Origin of the sequence: Acinetobacter lwoffii (genome assembly GCF_022967985.1) — a bacterium.
Lineage (GTDB): Bacteria > Pseudomonadota > Gammaproteobacteria > Pseudomonadales > Moraxellaceae > Acinetobacter.
In genome coordinates this window covers 1-18,688 of record NZ_JALJVC010000021.1, presented here as the reverse complement: position 1 = coordinate 18,688, position 18,688 = coordinate 1, and the positions used below count along the sequence as shown (strand labels likewise).

Below are 18,688 nucleotides of genomic sequence, written 5' to 3'. Positions count from 1 at the left end.
TTTATTATTTAACTCAAAAATGTTGAAACCCCAAAAAGCGGTGTCTTATTCTTCTCGCCCGCTATTTCTCGAACCAGTTTAGGAACCAAATACCCCGGCAGGTTCGCTAAAACTTCTGTATAAATCTCATTAATATGGTCAGGCGCTAAATCAAAATGATGCGCACCTTTTACTTTATCAAGTACATGTAAATAATAAGGCATGACCCCGGCATCAAACAAGCGATAGCTTAAATCTACTAAAACCTGAGCAGAATTATTCACCCCGTTTAATAAAACTGCCTGATTCAGAACGGTGATCTGCTGTTGAACCAGTTGGTTTAAACGCTTGCAAGTGAAGTCATCCAGCTCCGATGCATGGTTTGAGTGTACCACCAGAATAATACGTAGCCTACTGTTTTTTAACATGCTAAGTAGCTCTTCGTCGACTCGGTTGGGGATCACAATAGGAACTCGTGAATGTATTCTTAAGAATTTGAGATGTGGTACTGATTCTAGTCGTTCAATCCAGGTTTTTAATTTTCGGTTCGATAAGGTCAGTGGATCACCGCCGCTCAGAATTACTTCATTAATATCGGGCTGGCTTTCCAGATATTGCTTGATATTTATCCAGTCTTCGTTTTTAGGCAGATTTTCCTGATAGGGAAAATGTCGGCGGAAACAATAACGGCAATGCACGGCACAGGCACCAGTCAGGGTCAGTAAGAAACGGGATTTATATTTATGCAGTACGCCGGGTTGCTGATTGGCCTGTTCTTCGCCCAAGGGGTCGGTAACAAATCCTGGATGTTCTTCCAGTTCCAGATGATGGGGCAGCACTTGTAAAAGAAGCGGATCTAAAGGATTTCCGGCCTGCATTTTGCCGACAAAAGCACGCGGTACGCGTAATTTAAACTGCTTGGAAGCCAAGATGGCGCCTGAGAGAAGCTGTTCTGGTGCGAGTTGCAGCACTTCAAGCAGTTCACGTGGATCAGTGATCAGGTCGCTGAGTTGTGATTGCCAGTTTTGTTCTTGATATAGATAGTTCGTCATGCCGGAAGATTAACAATAATAAGTGAGAGGACAAAGCCTGATGGGCGCAGTTTAACAGTTTGTGCGCAAGCGCAATAATCCACTGCGCTATAAAATAAAGAGTGATTAAGCTATGCTGATCTTCGTGCTCGCCTGATGCTATTTTAACGTTGAGCAAGACATGAATAAACAAAGGATTTTCATGTCTGATTGTAACTTAAACAGCCTGAGTGGGTGAAAGCGGATTTTTTCATTGCGGCAAAGTGTATTGCTCATTTAGAATACGCAACATCAAATGAATGTGCATGTGGCAACTCAATGTTCGTGTCAGACTTGCTAAATGACATCGCAACAGCCCATAGCATCAATAGATTAAAGTTAGTAAGTTTGGAGTGCGCCAGTCATGGCCTATTATTCTACGAATGATTTCAAGTCAGGCCTTAAGGTTATGCTTGATGGCAACCCATGTTCAATCATGGAAAACGAATACGTAAAACCAGGTAAAGGCCAAGCTTTTAACCGCGTAAAATTACGTAACCTTAAATCAGGTAAAGTTCTGGAAAAAACTTTCAAATCAGGCGAGAACCTAGAAGCGGCTGATATCGTTGAAGTAGAAATGGAATACTTGTACAACGATGGTGAAATGTGGAACTTCATGGATCCTGTTACTTTTGAACAGATCGCAGCTGATAAAACAGCGATGAGCGATGCTGCAAAATGGTTAAAAGACGATTCAAATGAAAAATGTACCATCATGTTGTTCAATGGCGTGCCTTTAAACGTGACTCCACCGAACTTCGTCGTACTTAAAATCGTTGAAACTGATCCAGGTGTTCGTGGTGATACTTCTGGCGGTGGCGGTAAGCCAGCGAAACTTGAAACAGGTGCTGTAGTACGTGTTCCATTATTCGTACAGCAAGAAGAAAGCGTTCGTGTAGATACCCGTACTGGTGACTATTTAGAACGTGCATAATGGTTTGAAAATAGACTATTATCGAGAGGGATGATTTAAATCATCCCTTTTTTTATGCCAAAGTCTTAGAGGAAAAGCAAAAGAACAGGCGTAAAGTCGCAAGGGAAAACAGCAGTACCTCGAACAACAACAATCACGCTGATTTGTATGCATCACAATATGAGGGATTGAATGGAAACTTTACAAAAGAAGTCGACGCTGACTTCGAAAATGATTTGGCTTTTTGTAGCCATTGTGGGTGCAGTCTCTTTTGGAGTTCTAGCACTGAGTCGGGGTGAGCATGTCAATGCAGTCTGGCTGGTACTTGCCGCCGCCTGTGTCTATAGCATTGCTTACCGTTTCTACAGTTTGTTTATCGCCACCAAAGTATTTGAGCTGAATGAACGCCGTTTAACGCCTGCGCATCGTCTGGCCGATGGTCTGGACTATGTGCCGACCAACAAAAGCGTTCTGTTTGGCCATCACTTTGCAGCGATTGCCGGTGCAGGTCCTTTAGTCGGTCCGATCTTGGCAGCACAAATGGGCTATTTACCCGGGACGATTTGGCTACTGGTCGGTGTGGTACTAGCAGGTGCGGTACAAGACTTCCTGGTACTGTTTATTTCCACCCGGCGTGACGGTCGTTCACTCGGTGAAATGGCAAAACAGGAACTGGGTACTTTTGCCGGTATTGTGGTGATGCTCGGTGCCTTGGGCGTGATGATCATTATTCTTGCGGTATTGGCACTAGTAGTGGTGAAAGCATTAACTAACAGCCCTTGGGGTGTGTTCAGTATTGCAGCCACCATTCCGATTGCGATCTTTATGGGCATCTATATGCGTTTTATCCGACCGGGTAAAATTGCTGAGGTCTCGATTATCGGTTTTGTGTTGATGATGCTGGGCATTATCTACGGTGAAAACATCGCACAACATCCATATTGGGGTCCGTTCTTTACGCTTTCTGGCACTGAGCTGACTTGGGCACTGATCATTTATGGTTTCATTGCATCGGTACTGCCAGTCTGGCTATTGCTTGCACCACGTGATTATCTGTCGACCTTCCTGAAAATTGGCGTGATTGCAGGTTTGGCCGTGGGTATCCTGTTTGCCATGCCTGAAATGAAACTGCCAGCGATTACCAAATTTGTGGATGGTACTGGTCCTGTATTCGCAGGTTCTATGTTCCCATTCCTGTTTATTACTATTGCCTGTGGTGCGATTTCCGGTTTCCATGCCTTGGTATCTTCGGGGACGACACCGAAACTGGTCAATAACGAACGCGATATCCGGGTGATCGGTTATGGCGGTATGTTGATGGAATCTTTTGTGGCGATCATGGCCTTGATCTGTGCTGCAATTCTGGATCCAGGAATTTACTTTGCTATTAACTCACCAGCAGCCTTGCTCGGTACTACCGCAGAAAGCGCAGCAGAAGCAGTGCGAACCCTTGGTTTTGTGGTAACGCCTGAAGCCTTGACTTTGCTGGCACAGGAAGTCGGTGAAAACTCGATTCTGTCACGTACTGGTGGTGCGCCTACCTTTGCAATCGGTATGGCACATATCATCACGGAAATCTTTAATAGTCGTGAAATGATGGCGTTCTGGTATCACTTTGCGATTCTGTTTGAAGCATTATTCATCCTGACTGCTGTAGATGCGGGTACGCGTGCCTGTCGTTTCATGGTACAGGATACTGTCGGTATCGTAATTCCAGCGGTGAAACAGTCGCATAACTTCTTCGGAAACCTGTTGGGTACTGCGGTTGCAGTGGCAGGCTGGGGCTTCTTCGTCTATCAGGGCGTAGTCGATCCACTCGGCGGGATTAACAGTTTATGGCCGCTGTTTGGTATTGGTAACCAGATTCTGGCTGCAATGGCATTGATTCTTGGTACGGTTATTTTGTTCAAGATGAAGAAGCAGAAATATGTCTGGGTCACGATTATCCCGACAGTGTTCCTGTTCATTACTTCTATGACAGCAGGCTGGCAGAAGATTTTCCACGAAAATCCAAAGATTGGTTTCCTTGCGCAGGCTGATCGTTTCAACACGGCGATTGCCAATAATGAAATCCTGGCACCAGCGAAAACTGTGGCAGAAATGCAGACGGTAGCGATGTCGAACCAGATTAATGCTGCGCTCTGTGCTTTCTTTATGATTGTAGCCTTTGTCATGTTGTTTGCTGCAATTCGCGTGATTCGTCGTGCATTGGCAAATCCTGAGCCATCTGTACATGAAGCAGAAGCGATTTATCGCGATCCTGAAGAGATTCAGCCAGCGAAAGGTCATTAAGGGGAATATTATGAATCTGAAGTTTGCCAAAAGCGGGAAAACGATGATTTATAAAATCATCAAGATGACCGTAATGTCACAAAAGGATTTAATCCTGAATCCGAAAAACTGGTCGCGGATTGCGACCTTGTGGCAACGTTTGCAGCAAAGTTTCCGTCTGATGGTCGGTGTACCTGATTACCAGACCTATGTGGAGCATATGCGCAAGCATCATCCCGATCTGGAAGCCATGGACCCGAAAACATTTTATCGTCACTGTGTGGATTCCCGTTATCCATCTGCGGGCGGTGATATGAAGAAGTGTCCGTGTTAATCCTTAAGTCATAGCGCCTTTCGGGGCGCTTTTTTTATCATTAAAAATTAATATGAGGAATAGACGATCGCGTTAAATCTGATGTCATTTATTGAGCTAGCTGAGAAAATTTTTATAAAAATCCAGGGAATCACTTAAGTCTCTATACCTTTTAAGTATGATTCTTTTCAAATAGATAAATAAGCGTATGTCGATATTTTGACATTGGAGCGAAAAGAAAAATGATCTCTATTTGTGCTGATCATTTTATTTGTTGTCTGCGCTTTTTAATTCTTTTCAACCTGATCATTTCTACTCTTCTAGTATTTAAATCCTCGTCATTTTCTAGCGAATATTTTTATCCAGTTACACAGACAGATGATTGATCTTTTGGGAAAATTTAAATTTCAGTGTATGTTAATCTTAGGCCATGTTTTATTAAGGAATTTATTGTGATCTGGGGCATGAAACAAAAGGAAAATAACGACATTGCACACATCGATACAGTGCTTGAACAAAAGATTGCAAGTTATGCACCCAAGATCCAGCGTTTTTTTGAAGAAGTTAATGCCATTGTGTTGGATAAGCAGGCCCAGACCACACTGGCACTCTGTTGTCTGATTGCAGGCGGACATGTCTTATTTGAAGATTTACCCGGGCTGGGTAAAACCACATTAGCCAGCAGTCTGGCACATCTGGCTGGGTTAAAGTTCCAGCGGATTCAATTTACCAATGACATGCTGGCCAGTGATGTCATCGGCATTAATATGTTTAACCAGAAAGAACATCAGTTCGAGTTTAAACAAGGCTCAATTTTTACCCAGATTTTACTGGCAGATGAAATTAACCGTTGTAGTCCCAAAACCCAGAGCGCCTTACTCGAGGCCATGGAAGAGGGCTATGCCACCATTGATGGCGTACGCTATGCCTTACCGAAACCTTTCTGGGTGATTGCGACACAAAACCCGCTATTCCAAAGTGGTACTTACGCTTTGCCGGAATCCCAGCTAGACCGTTTCCTGATGCGTTTATCTTTGGGGTATCCATCACGCCATGCAGAAAAACTGTTATTACAGCAGGAATCCCGTTTTGCCCTGATTGCAAGTCTGGCGCATATTTTTACCGAAGATGAAATTCTGGATCTGCAAAGTCTGACGCATCAGATATTTATCAGTGAAGCGATTCAGGAATATTTGCTTGATCTGTCAGAAGAAACCCGTAAAAGCCGTCATGGACTTTCTACGCGTGGCCTTCTGGCCTTGAAGCGCGCAGCACAAGCGTATGCTTTGATTCAGCAACGTGCTTTTGTCACACCAGATGATGTGCAGGCTGTATTTGTCGCGGTGACTTCGCATCGTCTGGGGTTAAGTGAAGCTGAAACGTTTAATGTGATGCAACAGGTTGCGGTCAGCTAAAGGAGTCCTCTCTTGGATAAAACCTGGCAAAAATGGCTGGCCAAGCGCTTTCAATTCTCACAGCAGAAACAGCTCTCGCAGAAAGATGTCTTGGTATTTATTTATCAGCAGGGCTATCTGTATCTGGTGTTGATCTTCATCACCTTTGTGGCCGGGGTGAACTATGCCAATAACCTGATTTTAGGTTTCTGCTTTTTAATCAGTGCGGTGCTGTGTATCAGTTTTTATCTGACTTTTAAGCAATTGCATGACCTGAAAATTGAATTGATCGCAGATGATGTGGGGCAGGTCGGTCATAGCGTGAATCTGCATCTTTATTTTCAACAGCAGCAGCTTCGCCCCCGCTATTTGTATATCAAAGCAGGGAATCAGCTAGCGAAAGTTTATCTGAATGCACAAAAACAGCAATTTATTCTGCCATTTTATGCAGAGCAACGTGGCAAGTTTGATTATCCGGTGATTCAGATTTATTCGGTTTATCCCTTTGGGTTAGTTCGAGCCTGGACCTATCTTTATCATCAGCATTCGGCCTGGGTCGCGCCTAAAGCTGAAGTTTTTAGCACAGAAAATAAATATCACTTTAACCGTTTTGAACCGGATATGGATGAGTTCCGTGAATTACGCAATTACCAGTCAGGTGATTCCTTGCAGGCGGTGTCCTGGAAGCAGTTTGCGCGTGGGCAAGGCTTGTATGTCAAAGTCTTTGAGCAATATCAGGATGAGCACAGTATCGAGATTCATTATGCACATATGCCGAGCCAGTCACATGAAGAAAAACTTGAATTTGTGATGGGTCTGGTCGAGCAGTGCGAGCAGCAGCAATGTGCGTATAGTCTGTATTTGCCACAGGCCGAATTGCCTCAGGGCGCAGGTGAAGAACAACTGCGGAAAGCCAAACAATTGTTGGCGCAGGCCTAAGGCGGGTAAATTCATGATCAATGCAAAAATCCGTACCTCGATTGTGCTGACTTTGGGCCTGATTCTCATCGCCCAGATGGCATTTATTCCGGTTCTACTCAGTATTATTTTTGCGATTAGTATTGTATGTATCTGGATTTTCCTGAAACGTCAGCAGCCATTTCCCAAAACGGGCACTTTTCTACTGACGGCTTTGGCACTCGGCAATATTTATTTGAGCCATCATAGTTTTATTGGTGTTGAGGCTGGGGTAGCAGTTTTATCTACTTTTTTATTTGCTAAATCACTGGAAAGTAAAAATAAACGTGACCTGATTATTCTGTTTAATTTTGCCCTGTTTGTTGCTGCCAGCTCATTCCTATATAGCCAATCTTTTGGGATGGCGATTGTGATCGTGCTGTGTTTAATCAGCTGTCTGATTGGTTTGTACCGGATTCAGACTAGCGATTTTGAGCAGGAGCAGATCACTCAGCGCGCAGCATTGCAACAGGATGCCAAACATGTGGGCAAGTTTATCTTGTACGCTGTTCCATTTTTTATCTTGCTGTTTATTTTCTTTCCGCGCTTGCCACCACTTTGGCATATTCCCATTCCTGAAAATAAGGGTGTGACCGGCATTGGCGATAGTATGTCACCTGGGGATATTGCTGAATTATCCCAATCCAGTGCCCTTGCTTTCCGGATTATTGGTGATATCAGCAAGCTTCCGCCACGCTCAGAACTCTATTGGCGAGCCTTGGTGCTAGATGAATATGATGGGCAACGCTGGACCAGCAGTTTCGTCAATCAGCAGCCTTTAATGCGACAACCGATGGATACTTCACCCGTACCTACAGGCTGGAACTACCAATATCTGGCTGCGGATCCTTCGGTGTTCTGGATCATGGGGTTGGAAAAATCGATACCTGTGGAACGCCGTTATTATAACCGTCAGGATTGGAGCATTGTGCCGAGACGGCTCACGCAACGTGTTGAACCGATTTCGTTACAATGGATCGGAACGGGATATGACCCTCAGGCTTTGCCAACGCAATATATCGAGCGAACGAATACTCAGGTGCAGCGCCGACTTGACCCGCGAGCGCAACAATTAGCACAACGTCTCTATACGCAAAGTGCGGAAGATCCTCGGCGTTATGTACAGAAAGTCTTGAACTGGTATCAGCAGAATAATTTTGTTTATACCTTAAAGCCGGGCCAATTAGGACAAAACCGGATTGATGAGTTCCTGTTTAATTCCCGGCAAGGCTTTTGTGAACACTATGCCTCGAGTTTCGTGATGTTGATGCGTTATGTCGGGATTCCTGCACGGGTGGTCACCGGCTATCAGGGGGGGGAGTTGGCACCAGATCGCATGAGCTGGGAAGTCCGGCAGCTCGATGCGCACGCCTGGACAGAAGTCTGGATTGACCAGAAATGGCAACGCTTTGATCCAACCGCAATGATCACTCCACAGCGTATAGATGATGGTATGCAAAATCTGCTTTCTCAGGATGCATGGGTATCGGCAAATCAGTCGACCTGGAACTCGCAGCATAATCTATGGATCACCAAACTACGCGTTTGGAGCGATTATGCCAGCTACCAATGGCAAAGTAAGGTGGTGGGTTATAATGCAGAATCACAACAGAGCTGGTTATCAAAATTAGGACTCGGTTCAGTTTATTCGAGTGTCATAATTTTACTGGGCAGTATTGCACTATTGATTTTGGCCTATATCTTCAGAATTTATCTAAAAGCCCGACAGGCGCAATCTCCATTTGATCGTGCGATTCAACAGCTGAATCAATCTCTAACTGATCATCTCAAAAAACAGCCTGCAGAAACTTTTCATCACTGGATGCAGCGTTTATCTCAACAGGTTCAGATTGAAAACCAGACTGCCTTTATTCAAGCTATACAGGTTTTTGAAAAAAATCTTTATTCGGGAACCCCAATAACTGAACAAGAATTGAAAAAATTCAAGGATTTGCTTAAAACTTGCGCGGACGTTTTAAAAACTAAATGAAAAGGCTTGTTTTCGGTCGGAAAAATTTATAATATGCCAAGCATTCTAGGTGTATAGCTCAGTTGGTTAGAGCGCTACGTTGACATCGTAGAGGTCAGCAGTTCGAGTCTGCTTATACCTACCAAGATTCTAAACGTTATGTTATAAGGGTTTTAAGCGAAAACAGTAGCTTAAAGCCCTTTTTTAATGCCTTGAGTAAAGTGAGCCGTTATCCGCACTATCTGCAAAACCCGTATTTTATGCAGTTATTGCCGTTAAATTTACGTCAAGTTTACGTCAAGAATTTTGGAAATTACGTCATGAAATTACCCAAGCCCAGAAAGCGCGGTTAGGCCTACTACATTGAACTAATGATCAATGGAAAACGTTCTTCTGCAACTCGTGATACCGCAAAAGAATGTGAGCAAGGGGTAGCTCAAAAGATGCTTGAAGCGAAGGTCAATCAGATGGCGAAAGACTTGAGCATAAAACAGTACTATCCCTTCAAAACACTTTTTCATAAATACTATGATGAGCATGGCCGTAAACTTCGCGGATCCAAATACGTCAAAGAACAATTAGCGCCGTTTGATGAAAAGTTTGGTGCACTGGCAGATATGTCTATTCATGACATTTAGCTTAAATATTTCAGCTCAAAGTGCCGCAAATTAATAAATTGATTGAAGTGCTGCACTTGCGTTGTACTCGGCTGGAATAGGCTGATCAGCCACAGGCAGATTTGTAGTGTAGGTTCAGTCAATTTTTTATCACGCACAGCGCTTGCTTCATGCTAGATGACATCTTCTAGGGTTTGCGCATCGTAAGATGTTGCTGATGCTGATATGCCTTAAAGAAGAAAGGTAAGAGCAGATAGATCTGTATAAATGTTTGGGCCTGCAGCATTTCGGCTTGTATGACTTTTTTACGTTGGTCACTACGGCGCTCGCTGGCGAACTTAAGGTTTTTTGGCATGGACTTTTATTATTTTTATAATCAGTCTTCATGATAAAAGTAAATTGTTGGTCCTAACCGTTTGATCAAAAACCTGGGAATAAACTGCAGGATTTTTGTTGGAAAAGTCGCAATTTTGATAGGACTAAGTGCAGAATTAAAACGGATTAAAGATCTTAATGATATGAAAAATAATAGTTTTTATTTCAAAAAAATCTCTAGGGTTTTCGGTTATATTGAATTATTTCAATAGTACATCTTCAGATTGTAGATAAGGCCTTACCAGATACAAAGACTGCATCGGGTAAGTAGTTTAATTAATGGCTACTCGATTTGACCATAACTTTATTCTGATACATCTTTGCATCTGCTTCTTTGATAGCTTCAGCTAACCCAAAGGTTGGATTACGCATTGCAAAGCCAATTGCAGCACTAATTCCAACTTTTGTAAAAGTATTTTGAATTCTTGATGCAAGCTTCTTCGCATGCTCTAAGTTAGTTTCAATGGTCATCACAGCAAACTCATCACCTCCTAAGCGAGCGATAATATCATTACTACGTACCGTGTTTTTGAGAGCTAAAGCCATTCTTTGAATGAGCTCATCACCTGCAGCATGACCCAGAGTATCATTTGTGATCTTAAGATCATTAAGGTCTATCATAAGAATAGCAGTAGGGTGACCATAACGCTTACAGCGCTCTTCCTCTTTGATAATAAGCTCATCCCAAGCACGACGGTTGAAAAGTCCAGTCATTGGGTCGGACATTGCTTCTATTTCAAAACGCTCAGCTTTACGTATGTACTCAGCAGCTTTCATATCAGCTTGAATCGTATAACTGAGTACCTTTGCTATCAACTCGAATAATGGAGCATCTTCAACAAGAATTTTAGGTTGAGGTTCGGGATCAATTGCACATAGAGTGCCAAAAAGAGAGCCATCTTCTTTATACAGAGGTTGGCCGATATAGGCTTTAATTGAGACTAGGTGATTTATAGGTGCATCTGCGTAAACTTGAATATCAGGTGAATAGGGAGCAATACGAGGCATATTACTTTGTACCATGTGTGAGCAGAATGAGTCTGCCCAATGAAATACTTGTCCGGGCTTAACGTTATAGCCATTATCTTCACTCAATAATACAATCCAGTCGTCACCCTCAGTACCAGTAATCATCCACAATTTGAAGCCAAAGCGTTGAGATAAGAATTTTAAAAATGACTTGGCCAGCTTCTTCAAAGTTATTAAAGTTAATATTATTCATGAAGTGAACCTACTGCAACAGTAAGAATATATATGCGAAATACTCAATATATGAGTAATTCTTATAAACGGGAGCCTAAAATAGGTATTATATAGAAATGTGTGAAATTTATACTAAAAATAATACTTAAAGAAATTTATTTTTATAATGAAATTTAAAATTAGCCTGCGGTTAGAAATACCAAGATGTAATTTTCTTATTACTTATGAAAAAATGCAATCACTGCCATTATAGCTGCGATATTCATAAGTATTAGAAATATATAAAAAGTCATAATGAATCGAAGCTACCAAAAAATTTTCAAAATTATAGTTCTAAAGAAGCATTTTAAATGTATCTTAATTATTAACAACGAAAGGAAATTGTAAAGTCGAAAGGAAAAGTGTCTAACCCTTTATATTATAATAATATTTATATTAATTTAGTGATTTATCCAAATCATTCAACAGTTTATCTTCATTGTACGCATTGGGGGGGACAATCTTATAAGAGCTGGTATATAGTTTCCTTTAAATTTTTTGGGATAAGCTTCACATATAAGAAAAAATATAAAGTTTATTGTTATTTAACTTTGAATTATATAGAGAATCTTATAAAAGAGAACTCGTAAATATCGGATTGTTTAATATGAACTTAGAAAAATAAGAGATTAAAATCATGTCATCGTTTCTAATAATTATAGGATTTATATGATGTTTTACAGGGATAATTTTTAGACCACATATTTCCCATAAAAAGGTCAAGAATTATATAGCTGCAAAAGCTGCTGGCTTCTTATGTATGTTACCAAGAGTATTTCTATTTTGTCTTAGATCTTATTTAACATAAATCCCCACGCTAGGGGGACTCGATTCTAGTCTTAAAAAACTTCGTAATTACATACTTCTATTCTTGAAATAAAATCGAGAGGCATTGTCAGTCTCTCAGCTGTAATAGTTTCAAAATGAACCCAGATAGCAGCATCTCTATTCTCAAAACTAATACTTACAAGTTTAACTAAGTCGTAAGGTTCAACATTATGGGTCAAGATAATATTATAGAGGTGATCTGAGCGTACGTACGAAATAAGCATTTGATGGATAGTTAATTGCTCTTTACTGCTTAACTCACTGTAATTACTTAGTTCTGGTAAATCATTTTGAATATTCACTTCAATCCTTAACAATCTTAAATTTTCTGTAGAAAACGGCGATTTTATCAATTTAGACAACGCTGAATATATTGGCTTTTGTTAATTCTTTCTAAATCTTGTTCTCGCTCGATAAACATAGCGTATACAGTTAACTACCTGACCTACAAATATACATTGGTTGTTTAACTCAATAATATTTGGCTTGAACTCTGGACTTAGAGCCTGAAAATATCTTTTTCCATTTGTCTCAATAACTAATTTTTGAAAGTAGCATCATCACCGTAACGAACCATAATAATGTCATCAGATTGCATGTCTCCGTAATAAGCATCCGGATCAACTGGACTGCTCCCAGTATCCTAGACATAAGACAGCCTCATTTTGAAACTGTTTCCAATGGTTTTAGAGTCCTCATCTCAGATTTTATTCATAAAGCACATATATTTTATATTGCGAATATGCGTATATTCATATATAAAACTATGATTCATTGATAAGAGGGAAGCTCATGAATCAAATGCCAAAAGTCCAAATTTATCATAACCCGGCCTGTGGCACCTCACGCAATACGCTGGCGTTAATTCGCAATGCGGGAATTGAGCCGGAAGTGATCGAATATCTGCTTACGCCACCCTCGAAAGATCAGCTGGTCAACATGATTCGGGATGCCGGTTTGACGGTTCGTGAAGTGCTCCGTAAAAATGTCGATCCCTACACCGAGCTGAATCTGGATGATGCCGGCTGGAGCGATGAGAAACTGCTGGATACCATGCTGCAACATCCGATCCTGATCAATCGCCCGTTGGTGGTTACCGAGTTTGGAACCCGATTATGCCGTCCATCGGAAGTGGTACTGGATATTCTGCGTTTGCCACAATTAAAAGCCTTTGCCAAAGAAGACGGTGAAATCATCGTGGATGAACAGGGCAATCGGGTAAAATAAAGTGTCCCCCCATGCGAAAAAGCTTCAACTTGATTGGAGCTTTTTTATCTGAAAAACACATTGACGATGATCTATATCGGAAAAAGCGGGAAATTGTTGAAGCGAGCGCTTTCTGGTAGGCATATTCTGATCTGGATATCATTTTTGACAGGTCATCTTTACCATATATATGGATATGTGTATATTTGCATAAAAAATGGGAGCAATTATGGACCACGTTCAGTTTTTTAAATGTTTATCTGATGAAACACGTCTCAGTATTGTCCTGCTAATTGCACAAAACAAAGAGCAATGCGTCTGTGATCTGACCGATAAACTGCAGTTAAGCCAGCCGAAAATTTCACGTCATCTGGCCTTGTTACGTTCTTGTGGTTTACTCAACGATCGCCGGCAAAGCCAGTGGGTGTACTACAGCATTAATCAGCAATTGCCTGCCTGGTGTTTTGAAATTCTGGACGTGCTAAAAGCTAGTGAGGTTCCGGTTTTATTTGATTCTTCCGCTCTATCGATTCAGAGCCATTGCGAATAAGTTTTCATGAAATTTTTGTTTTTATGTACGGGGAACAGTTGCCGCAGCATTCTCTCTGAAGTGTTGTTCAATAGCCGTGCGCCAGAAGGCTGGGTCGCTTACAGTGCCGGCAGCAAACCTTCCGGTCAGGTGCATCCCTTGACGCTTGAAACCCTGCACAATCTGGGCTTGTCGACTGAAGGCTTATCCAGCAAAAGCATTGATGCTTGTGAACAGTATCAGCCAGACGTGGTGATTACCGTCTGTGATGCGGCTGCACAGGAAGCGTGTCCTCTTTATCTTGGCGGAGCGATCAAGGCGCACTGGGGCCTGTCTGATCCGTCCCATTTAGAGGTGGATAAAGAAGAAAAAATGAAAGCCTTTATGAGCACTGTTGAACATATCAATCGTCGCCTGGATGCTTTGTTTAAACTTAACGTAAATGAGCTTTCTCGCTCGCAATTGATTGCAGCGATTAATCAAATTTCGAATGTTGAGTAAGTCACATGTCTGAAAAACGCATGTCCTTTTTAGATCGCAACCTGACGCTCTGGATTTTTATTGCCATGGCGTTAGGCATCGCCATAGGAAACTTTTTTCCTCAAGCATCGGTTGCTCTGGATCAATTCAGTATTAATTCAGTCAATATTCCAATCGCGATTGGTCTGATTCTGATGATGTATCCACCCCTGGCAAAAGTGGATTATGCGACCTTGCCGCAAGTGTTTAAGGATAAGAAAACCCTGACGCTATCTTTAATTCAAAACTGGTTGATTGCTCCGGTACTGATGTTTGCGTTGGCTGTGATTTTTTTGCATAGCTATCCAGAGTATATGACAGGCGTGATCCTGATTGGTTTAGCTCGATGTATCGCCATGGTACTGGTGTGGAATGGTCTGGCCTGTGGTGATAACCAATATGTTGCAGCATTGGTGGCGTTTAACAGTATTTTCCAGATTTTATTCTTCAGTACCTATGCCTGGTTATTCCTGACCTTCCTTCCGCCATATTTTGGTATTGAAGCTCAAGTGATCAATCTTAGCTTCTGGACCATTACCCATGCTGTTCTGGTTTATCTTGGAATTCCGTTCTTATTGGGTTTCTTAACGCGCTTAATTTTGGTGAAACAAAAAGGCGTAGAATGGTATCAAAACAAGTTCATTCCAAAAATCAGCCCGCTGAGTTTGATGGCTTTGCTGTTTACGATTTTGGCGATGTTTAGCTTAAAAGGGGGTGATGTCGTAAGTCTTCCACTGGAAGTTTTACGCATCGCGATTCCTTTAATCATTTACTTTGTGGCCATGTTCTTTATTAGCTTCTTTATGAGTAAATGGATGGGCAATGATTATCCAAAAACTGCTGCAATCTCATTTACTGCGGCTGGAAATAATTTTGAATTATCACTTGCAGTCGCTATTGCAACTTTTGGTATCGCTTCGCCAGTTGCTTTTACCACGATTATTGGGCCATTGGTTGAAGTACCTGTGTTAATTGCTTTAGTGAGTGTTTCACTGTGGCTAAGAAAGAAATATTTTAAAGAGGCTTGATCCGATGAACCTGCCTAACGTAGATCCAAATCTTATTGAACAACCCACCTTTGAAAAAGTCCAAGCCAAAGAACTAGCTCATCCTCCTCGGATTTTACTGCTCTATGGGTCTAATCGGGAACGTTCTTACAGTCGCCTTGCAGTTCTTGAAGCTGGTCAAATCCTTGAATATTTTGGGGCAGAAGTAAAAATCTTCCATCCGAAAGGGCTACCTTTACCGGAAGATGCTGATACTGAACATCCAAAAGTAAAAGAACTGCATGAGCTTCTGGCATGGGCTGAAGGTATGGTGTGGTGTTCACCGGAACGCCATGGTTCTATGAGTTCCATCTTTAAATCCCAGATTGACTGGATTCCTCTGGCAGGGGGTGCAATTCGTGCCACTCAGGGAAAAACCCTTGCCTTGATGCAAGTCAGTGGGGGATCACAGTCCTTTAATAGTCTGAACCAGATGCGTGTTTTGGGGCGTTGGATGCGGATGATCACGATTCCAAATCAGTCTTCAATTCCAAAAGCATTCCTGGAATTTGAAGAAGATGGACGAATGAAGCCATCAGCATTCTATGACCGGATTGTCGATGTGATGGAAGAACTGTATAAGTTTACTTTACTAACCCGTGGGCAAAGTGCTTATTTGACCAACCGTTATTCGGAACGCAAGGAATCGGCAGAAGAGCTTTCCAAACGGGTAAATCAGCGTAGTTTATAAATTCTAGGTGATCAGAGAGACTGGAAAGTATCTTGAGCAATGGAAGGCTAATTTAAACGCTTGAAAATTTTATGAAATACGCCCAGTCTGATAAGCAGGCTGGGTTTTTATTTGATGACAATAAAGAAGGGGGGAAATATTTTGGCTCAATTACAAGCTGAAGTTGATGTGATCATCATCGGTGGTGGACAGGCCGGTTTGTCCACGGCTTATTTCTTAAAGCGTAAGAACATTCCGTTTATCATCCTAGATGATCAGCCTCAGCCTGGAGGTGCCTGGCAGCATGCCTGGGAGTCCTTGCGCCTTTTCTCCCCGAATAGCTGGAGTTCGCTGTCAGGCTGGATGATGCCGGCGACCGAACAGACCTATCCGACCCGCAATGAGGTGATCGATTATTTGACCGCCTATGAGCAGCGCTATCACTTGCCTGTAGTTCGTCCGGTGCGTGTGGAACGCGTGGAAAGTAAGGGCCAGTATTTAGAGGTTTATGCCGGGGAACAATCCTGGAAAGCCAAAGCGGTGGTAAGCGCTACAGGGACATGGAGCCAACCATTTATTCCCGAGTATGCCGGCCGTGAGCATTTTCAGGGCGTACAACTGCATTCCGCAGATTATAAAAATGCTGAGTTATTTAAAACCAAGAAAGTCATGGTGGTGGGTGGCGGTAACTCTGGTGCACAAATCTTGGCAGAAGTATCTCAGGTGGCCGAAACGCTTTGGATCACCCAGACACCGCCGCAGTTTCTGGCAGATGATGTCGATGGCCGTGTCCTGTTTTTAAGGGCGACTGAGCGCCTGAAAGCCCAGCAGGAAGGTAGAAAGATTGAGCAGCCCATTGGGGGGTTGGGTGATATTGTCATGATTGATTCAGTTAAAGATGCACGTGAGCGAGGCATTTTGCAGAGCAGGCGTCCATTTTCAGCTTTTACAGAACATGGCGTGATTTGGGAAGATGGCAGCACAGCGCATGTGGATGTGGTGATCTGGTGTACAGGATTTAAGGCGGCGCTGAATCACCTCAGCAGCCTCGGAATTATCCAGCCGGACCAGACCATTGCGGTTCAGAATGGCCGCTCTGTTCAGGTACCAAATTTATGGCTGGTGGGCTATGGAGAATGGACCGGTGCTGCTTCGGCCACGCTGGTCGGGGTTTCCCGGACAGCTCGGGCAGTAGCGGAAGACATCGCTGCATTTTTGGCCTGAGAGGATTTGATCCTGATTCAGTCGAGTGGATTGAGTGAATAGTATCTGTCTGCAACGAGCGTCATACCCGATGGTCTGATGCTCGTGATGATACGCTTGCATTGACGTTCGAATTTAATCAGGTAACTTATGCCCACAATGTGGACAGAAGAAATATTTGTTTTTTTCCTGCTCGAGTTGTTCTTTCTTACGCTCATGAATAAGTTCTAACAGGATATCCTGCATTTGTTCTTTGCTCAGTCCGACTTCTTTACGTAAAATTTCAATTTTTTCTTGATCTTCAATTAAGTCAATTTCTGCATCATCGAGCAGTTCACGAAATCTTAATTCCAGTTTGTGCTTGCGCTGTCTCAGCTCATTGGCCAGACCATTTGCCAGAATACCCGCAGGAAGCGCTGCCAGACCCACCCCTAAAATAGTAATTAAAGCCCCTAGAAAGCGGCCTAAGGGGGTGATTGGTGTCACATCGCCATAGCCGACCGTGGTCAGTGTCACCACTGCCCACCACATGGATGCAGGGATGGAGCTAAAGACTTCTGGTTGAGCCTTATTTTCAACCACATATACTCCAGCCGCCGCGATGATGATCATGATCAGCAGGATAAAAATAACCGCCTGAAATGAGCCCTTTTCGCGCTTGATCACCCGCAATAAAATCTGCAGGGAGACGAAATAACGGGTTAATTTGAGTAATCTGAATAATCGAAGGATTCGCAGGAAGCGTAAATCGAGATGCACAAAGAAGTTAATATAGGCCGGGAGAATCGCCAACAGGTCAATGATGGCACCGCCACTACGGATCCATAACCATCGGTTTTTCCCTGCACCTTCAAAGGGGTCTTTTTCCGCAATGGACCAAAATCTTAATAAATATTCTAGGGTAAAAATAAAGATCGAGAATAATTCAAAGGCATCAAACAGCAGCTGATAGGATTGATAGAGATCATTGATCGATTCAAGTAAAACGGCAGCAGTATTCCCAATAATCAATATAATCAGAAATATATTGATGACGCGACTTAAGATGCTTTCGTGTTCTTCATTATGCAAATTGTCATAAATAAATCTGCGAAGCTGATACCAGGCCTTGAATTCCATAACAGTGCATTACGGTGCGATAAGATGCTTTGAGTTTAGCGTAAGCCCGGCCATCGAAAGGAAATTTTTAAAAAATTAATCAGAACTGTGGGGTGATGATTATCCTGGATTTTTAGGGCTAAAGCGAGTGTGCACGACTCTAAAATCCCCAAAGCGTTCTTGTAAATCTCGCTACAGAATACTTGAACGATACCGATACAATACTGCTTCAACAAATAGTCTGTTGTCTTTGGCAGTTACTCAAATAGTACTTGCTCGTCTGGGTAACAGATCCTTAATCTGTTCCCACTGCTCGTCTCTTAATGCATAGCGTTTAGTCATGAAAAAATAATGAGGACAGATTAGATTTTCTTAAGCTAATTGATGATAAGTCCCAGTTGTATCAAGTGATCTTTTACCTCTGGCGTTTTTGTTTTCATAGAGGTGTCTTATTATTTTTATACCTGTTTCTATGCTAAAAATTAAAAC

General features: G+C 42.4%; 16 protein-coding genes, 1 tRNA gene and 2 pseudogenes. 14 read left to right on the top strand and 5 right to left on the bottom strand.

Going from position 1 to position 18,688, the window contains the following annotated elements:
* Window positions 1-8 precede the first annotated feature (8 nt).
* Window positions 9-1,031, bottom strand: coding sequence for an EF-P beta-lysylation protein EpmB (gene epmB, locus MWG72_RS12235; protein WP_005246791.1), 1,023 nt, complete (start codon window positions 1,029-1,031; stop codon window positions 9-11).
* 382 nt (window positions 1,032-1,413) lie between these two features.
* Between epmB and efp the strand changes: the two genes are divergently transcribed.
* The 8 genes from efp (at window position 1,414) to MWG72_RS12195 (ending at window position 9,504) form a co-directional block, all read left to right on the top strand.
* Complete coding sequence (efp, locus tag MWG72_RS12230) at window positions 1,414-1,983, top strand: elongation factor P (RefSeq protein ID WP_004279747.1); 570 nt, start codon at window positions 1,414-1,416, stop codon at window positions 1,981-1,983.
* Between the two features lie 171 nt (window positions 1,984-2,154).
* On the top strand, window positions 2,155-4,254 hold the full coding sequence (locus MWG72_RS12225; protein WP_247144150.1) for a carbon starvation CstA family protein: 2,100 nt from the start codon (window positions 2,155-2,157) through the stop codon (window positions 4,252-4,254).
* A gap of 7 nt (window positions 4,255-4,261) precedes the next feature.
* Window positions 4,262-4,567, top strand: a complete 306-nt coding sequence (locus MWG72_RS12220) for a YbdD/YjiX family protein (RefSeq protein ID WP_171054308.1) — start codon at window positions 4,262-4,264, stop codon at window positions 4,565-4,567.
* Between the two features lie 431 nt (window positions 4,568-4,998).
* Window positions 4,999-5,961 (top strand): AAA family ATPase, encoded by a 963-nt coding sequence (locus MWG72_RS12215; RefSeq protein ID WP_420908508.1) that lies wholly within the window; start codon window positions 4,999-5,001, stop codon window positions 5,959-5,961.
* Window positions 5,962-5,973: 12 nt separating this feature from the next.
* Window positions 5,974-6,879, top strand: a complete 906-nt coding sequence (locus tag MWG72_RS12210; RefSeq protein WP_184412589.1) for a DUF58 domain-containing protein — start codon at window positions 5,974-5,976, stop codon at window positions 6,877-6,879.
* 13 nt (window positions 6,880-6,892) lie between these two features.
* Window positions 6,893-8,887 carry a transglutaminase TgpA family protein gene (locus MWG72_RS12205; protein WP_247144148.1) on the top strand — a complete coding sequence of 665 codons (1,995 nt, stop codon included), beginning with the start codon at window positions 6,893-6,895 and terminating at the stop codon, window positions 8,885-8,887.
* Between the two features lie 47 nt (window positions 8,888-8,934).
* A tRNA-Val gene (locus MWG72_RS12200) sits at window positions 8,935-9,011 on the top strand.
* A gap of 226 nt (window positions 9,012-9,237) precedes the next feature.
* Window positions 9,238-9,504, top strand: a complete 267-nt coding sequence (locus MWG72_RS12195; RefSeq protein ID WP_247144147.1) for a hypothetical protein — start codon at window positions 9,238-9,240, stop codon at window positions 9,502-9,504.
* 630 nt (window positions 9,505-10,134) lie between these two features.
* Here the strand turns inward: MWG72_RS12195 and MWG72_RS12190 are convergent.
* Window positions 10,135-11,080, bottom strand: a pseudogene (locus MWG72_RS12190) (sensor domain-containing diguanylate cyclase).
* 859 nt (window positions 11,081-11,939) lie between these two features.
* On the bottom strand, window positions 11,940-12,230 hold the full coding sequence (locus MWG72_RS12185) for a hypothetical protein (protein ID WP_004280169.1): 291 nt from the start codon (window positions 12,228-12,230) through the stop codon (window positions 11,940-11,942).
* Window positions 12,231-12,720: 490 nt separating this feature from the next.
* Here MWG72_RS12185 and arsC point away from each other — a divergent pair, with 490 nt between their 5' ends.
* The 6 genes from arsC (at window position 12,721) to MWG72_RS12150 (ending at window position 17,122) form a co-directional block, all read left to right on the top strand.
* Window positions 12,721-13,155, top strand: coding sequence for an arsenate reductase (glutaredoxin) (gene arsC / locus MWG72_RS12175; protein WP_004280168.1), 435 nt, complete (start codon window positions 12,721-12,723; stop codon window positions 13,153-13,155).
* Window positions 13,156-13,363: 208 nt separating this feature from the next.
* Window positions 13,364-13,684, top strand: a complete 321-nt coding sequence (locus tag MWG72_RS12170) for a metalloregulator ArsR/SmtB family transcription factor (RefSeq protein WP_004646559.1) — start codon at window positions 13,364-13,366, stop codon at window positions 13,682-13,684.
* A 6-nt stretch (window positions 13,685-13,690) separates the two neighbouring features.
* Window positions 13,691-14,164: an arsenate reductase ArsC gene (locus MWG72_RS12165; protein ID WP_004280165.1), complete on the top strand. Its 474-nt coding sequence runs from the start codon at window positions 13,691-13,693 to the stop codon at window positions 14,162-14,164.
* Window positions 14,165-14,169: 5 nt separating this feature from the next.
* Window positions 14,170-15,210 carry an ACR3 family arsenite efflux transporter gene (gene arsB, locus MWG72_RS12160; protein ID WP_004280164.1) on the top strand — a complete coding sequence of 347 codons (1,041 nt, stop codon included), beginning with the start codon at window positions 14,170-14,172 and terminating at the stop codon, window positions 15,208-15,210.
* A 4-nt stretch (window positions 15,211-15,214) separates the two neighbouring features.
* Window positions 15,215-15,919, top strand: a complete 705-nt coding sequence (gene arsH / locus MWG72_RS12155; RefSeq protein ID WP_247144146.1) for an arsenical resistance protein ArsH — start codon at window positions 15,215-15,217, stop codon at window positions 15,917-15,919.
* Between the two features lie 141 nt (window positions 15,920-16,060).
* Entirely contained in the window at window positions 16,061-17,122 is a 1,062-nt protein-coding gene (locus tag MWG72_RS12150) for an ArsO family NAD(P)H-dependent flavin-containing monooxygenase (protein ID WP_247144145.1), read from the top strand.
* 114 nt (window positions 17,123-17,236) lie between these two features.
* Here MWG72_RS12150 and MWG72_RS12145 read toward each other — a convergent pair whose 3' ends face one another.
* Window positions 17,237-18,220 carry a potassium channel family protein gene (locus tag MWG72_RS12145; protein ID WP_247144144.1) on the bottom strand — a complete coding sequence of 328 codons (984 nt, stop codon included), beginning with the start codon at window positions 18,218-18,220 and terminating at the stop codon, window positions 17,237-17,239.
* Between the two features lie 174 nt (window positions 18,221-18,394).
* A pseudogene (locus MWG72_RS12140) lies at window positions 18,395-18,541 on the bottom strand (IS5/IS1182 family transposase); the annotation flags it as partial.
* Window positions 18,542-18,688 lie beyond the last annotated feature (147 nt).

Coding starts and splice junctions, on each gene's coding strand:
- epmB (WP_005246791.1), bottom strand. CDS start 1,031: ATGACGAACTATCTATATCAAGAACAAAACTGGCAATCACAACTCAGC.
- efp (WP_004279747.1), top strand. CDS start 1,414: ATGGCCTATTATTCTACGAATGATTTCAAGTCAGGCCTTAAGGTTATG.
- MWG72_RS12225 (WP_247144150.1), top strand. CDS start 2,155: ATGGAAACTTTACAAAAGAAGTCGACGCTGACTTCGAAAATGATTTGG.
- MWG72_RS12205 (WP_247144148.1), top strand. CDS start 6,893: ATGATCAATGCAAAAATCCGTACCTCGATTGTGCTGACTTTGGGCCTG.
- MWG72_RS12195 (WP_247144147.1), top strand. CDS start 9,238: ATGATCAATGGAAAACGTTCTTCTGCAACTCGTGATACCGCAAAAGAA.
- arsC (WP_004280168.1), top strand. CDS start 12,721: ATGAATCAAATGCCAAAAGTCCAAATTTATCATAACCCGGCCTGTGGC.
- MWG72_RS12170 (WP_004646559.1), top strand. CDS start 13,364: ATGGACCACGTTCAGTTTTTTAAATGTTTATCTGATGAAACACGTCTC.
- MWG72_RS12165 (WP_004280165.1), top strand. CDS start 13,691: ATGAAATTTTTGTTTTTATGTACGGGGAACAGTTGCCGCAGCATTCTC.
- arsB (WP_004280164.1), top strand. CDS start 14,170: ATGTCTGAAAAACGCATGTCCTTTTTAGATCGCAACCTGACGCTCTGG.
- arsH (WP_247144146.1), top strand. CDS start 15,215: ATGAACCTGCCTAACGTAGATCCAAATCTTATTGAACAACCCACCTTT.
- MWG72_RS12145 (WP_247144144.1), bottom strand. CDS start 18,220: ATGGAATTCAAGGCCTGGTATCAGCTTCGCAGATTTATTTATGACAAT.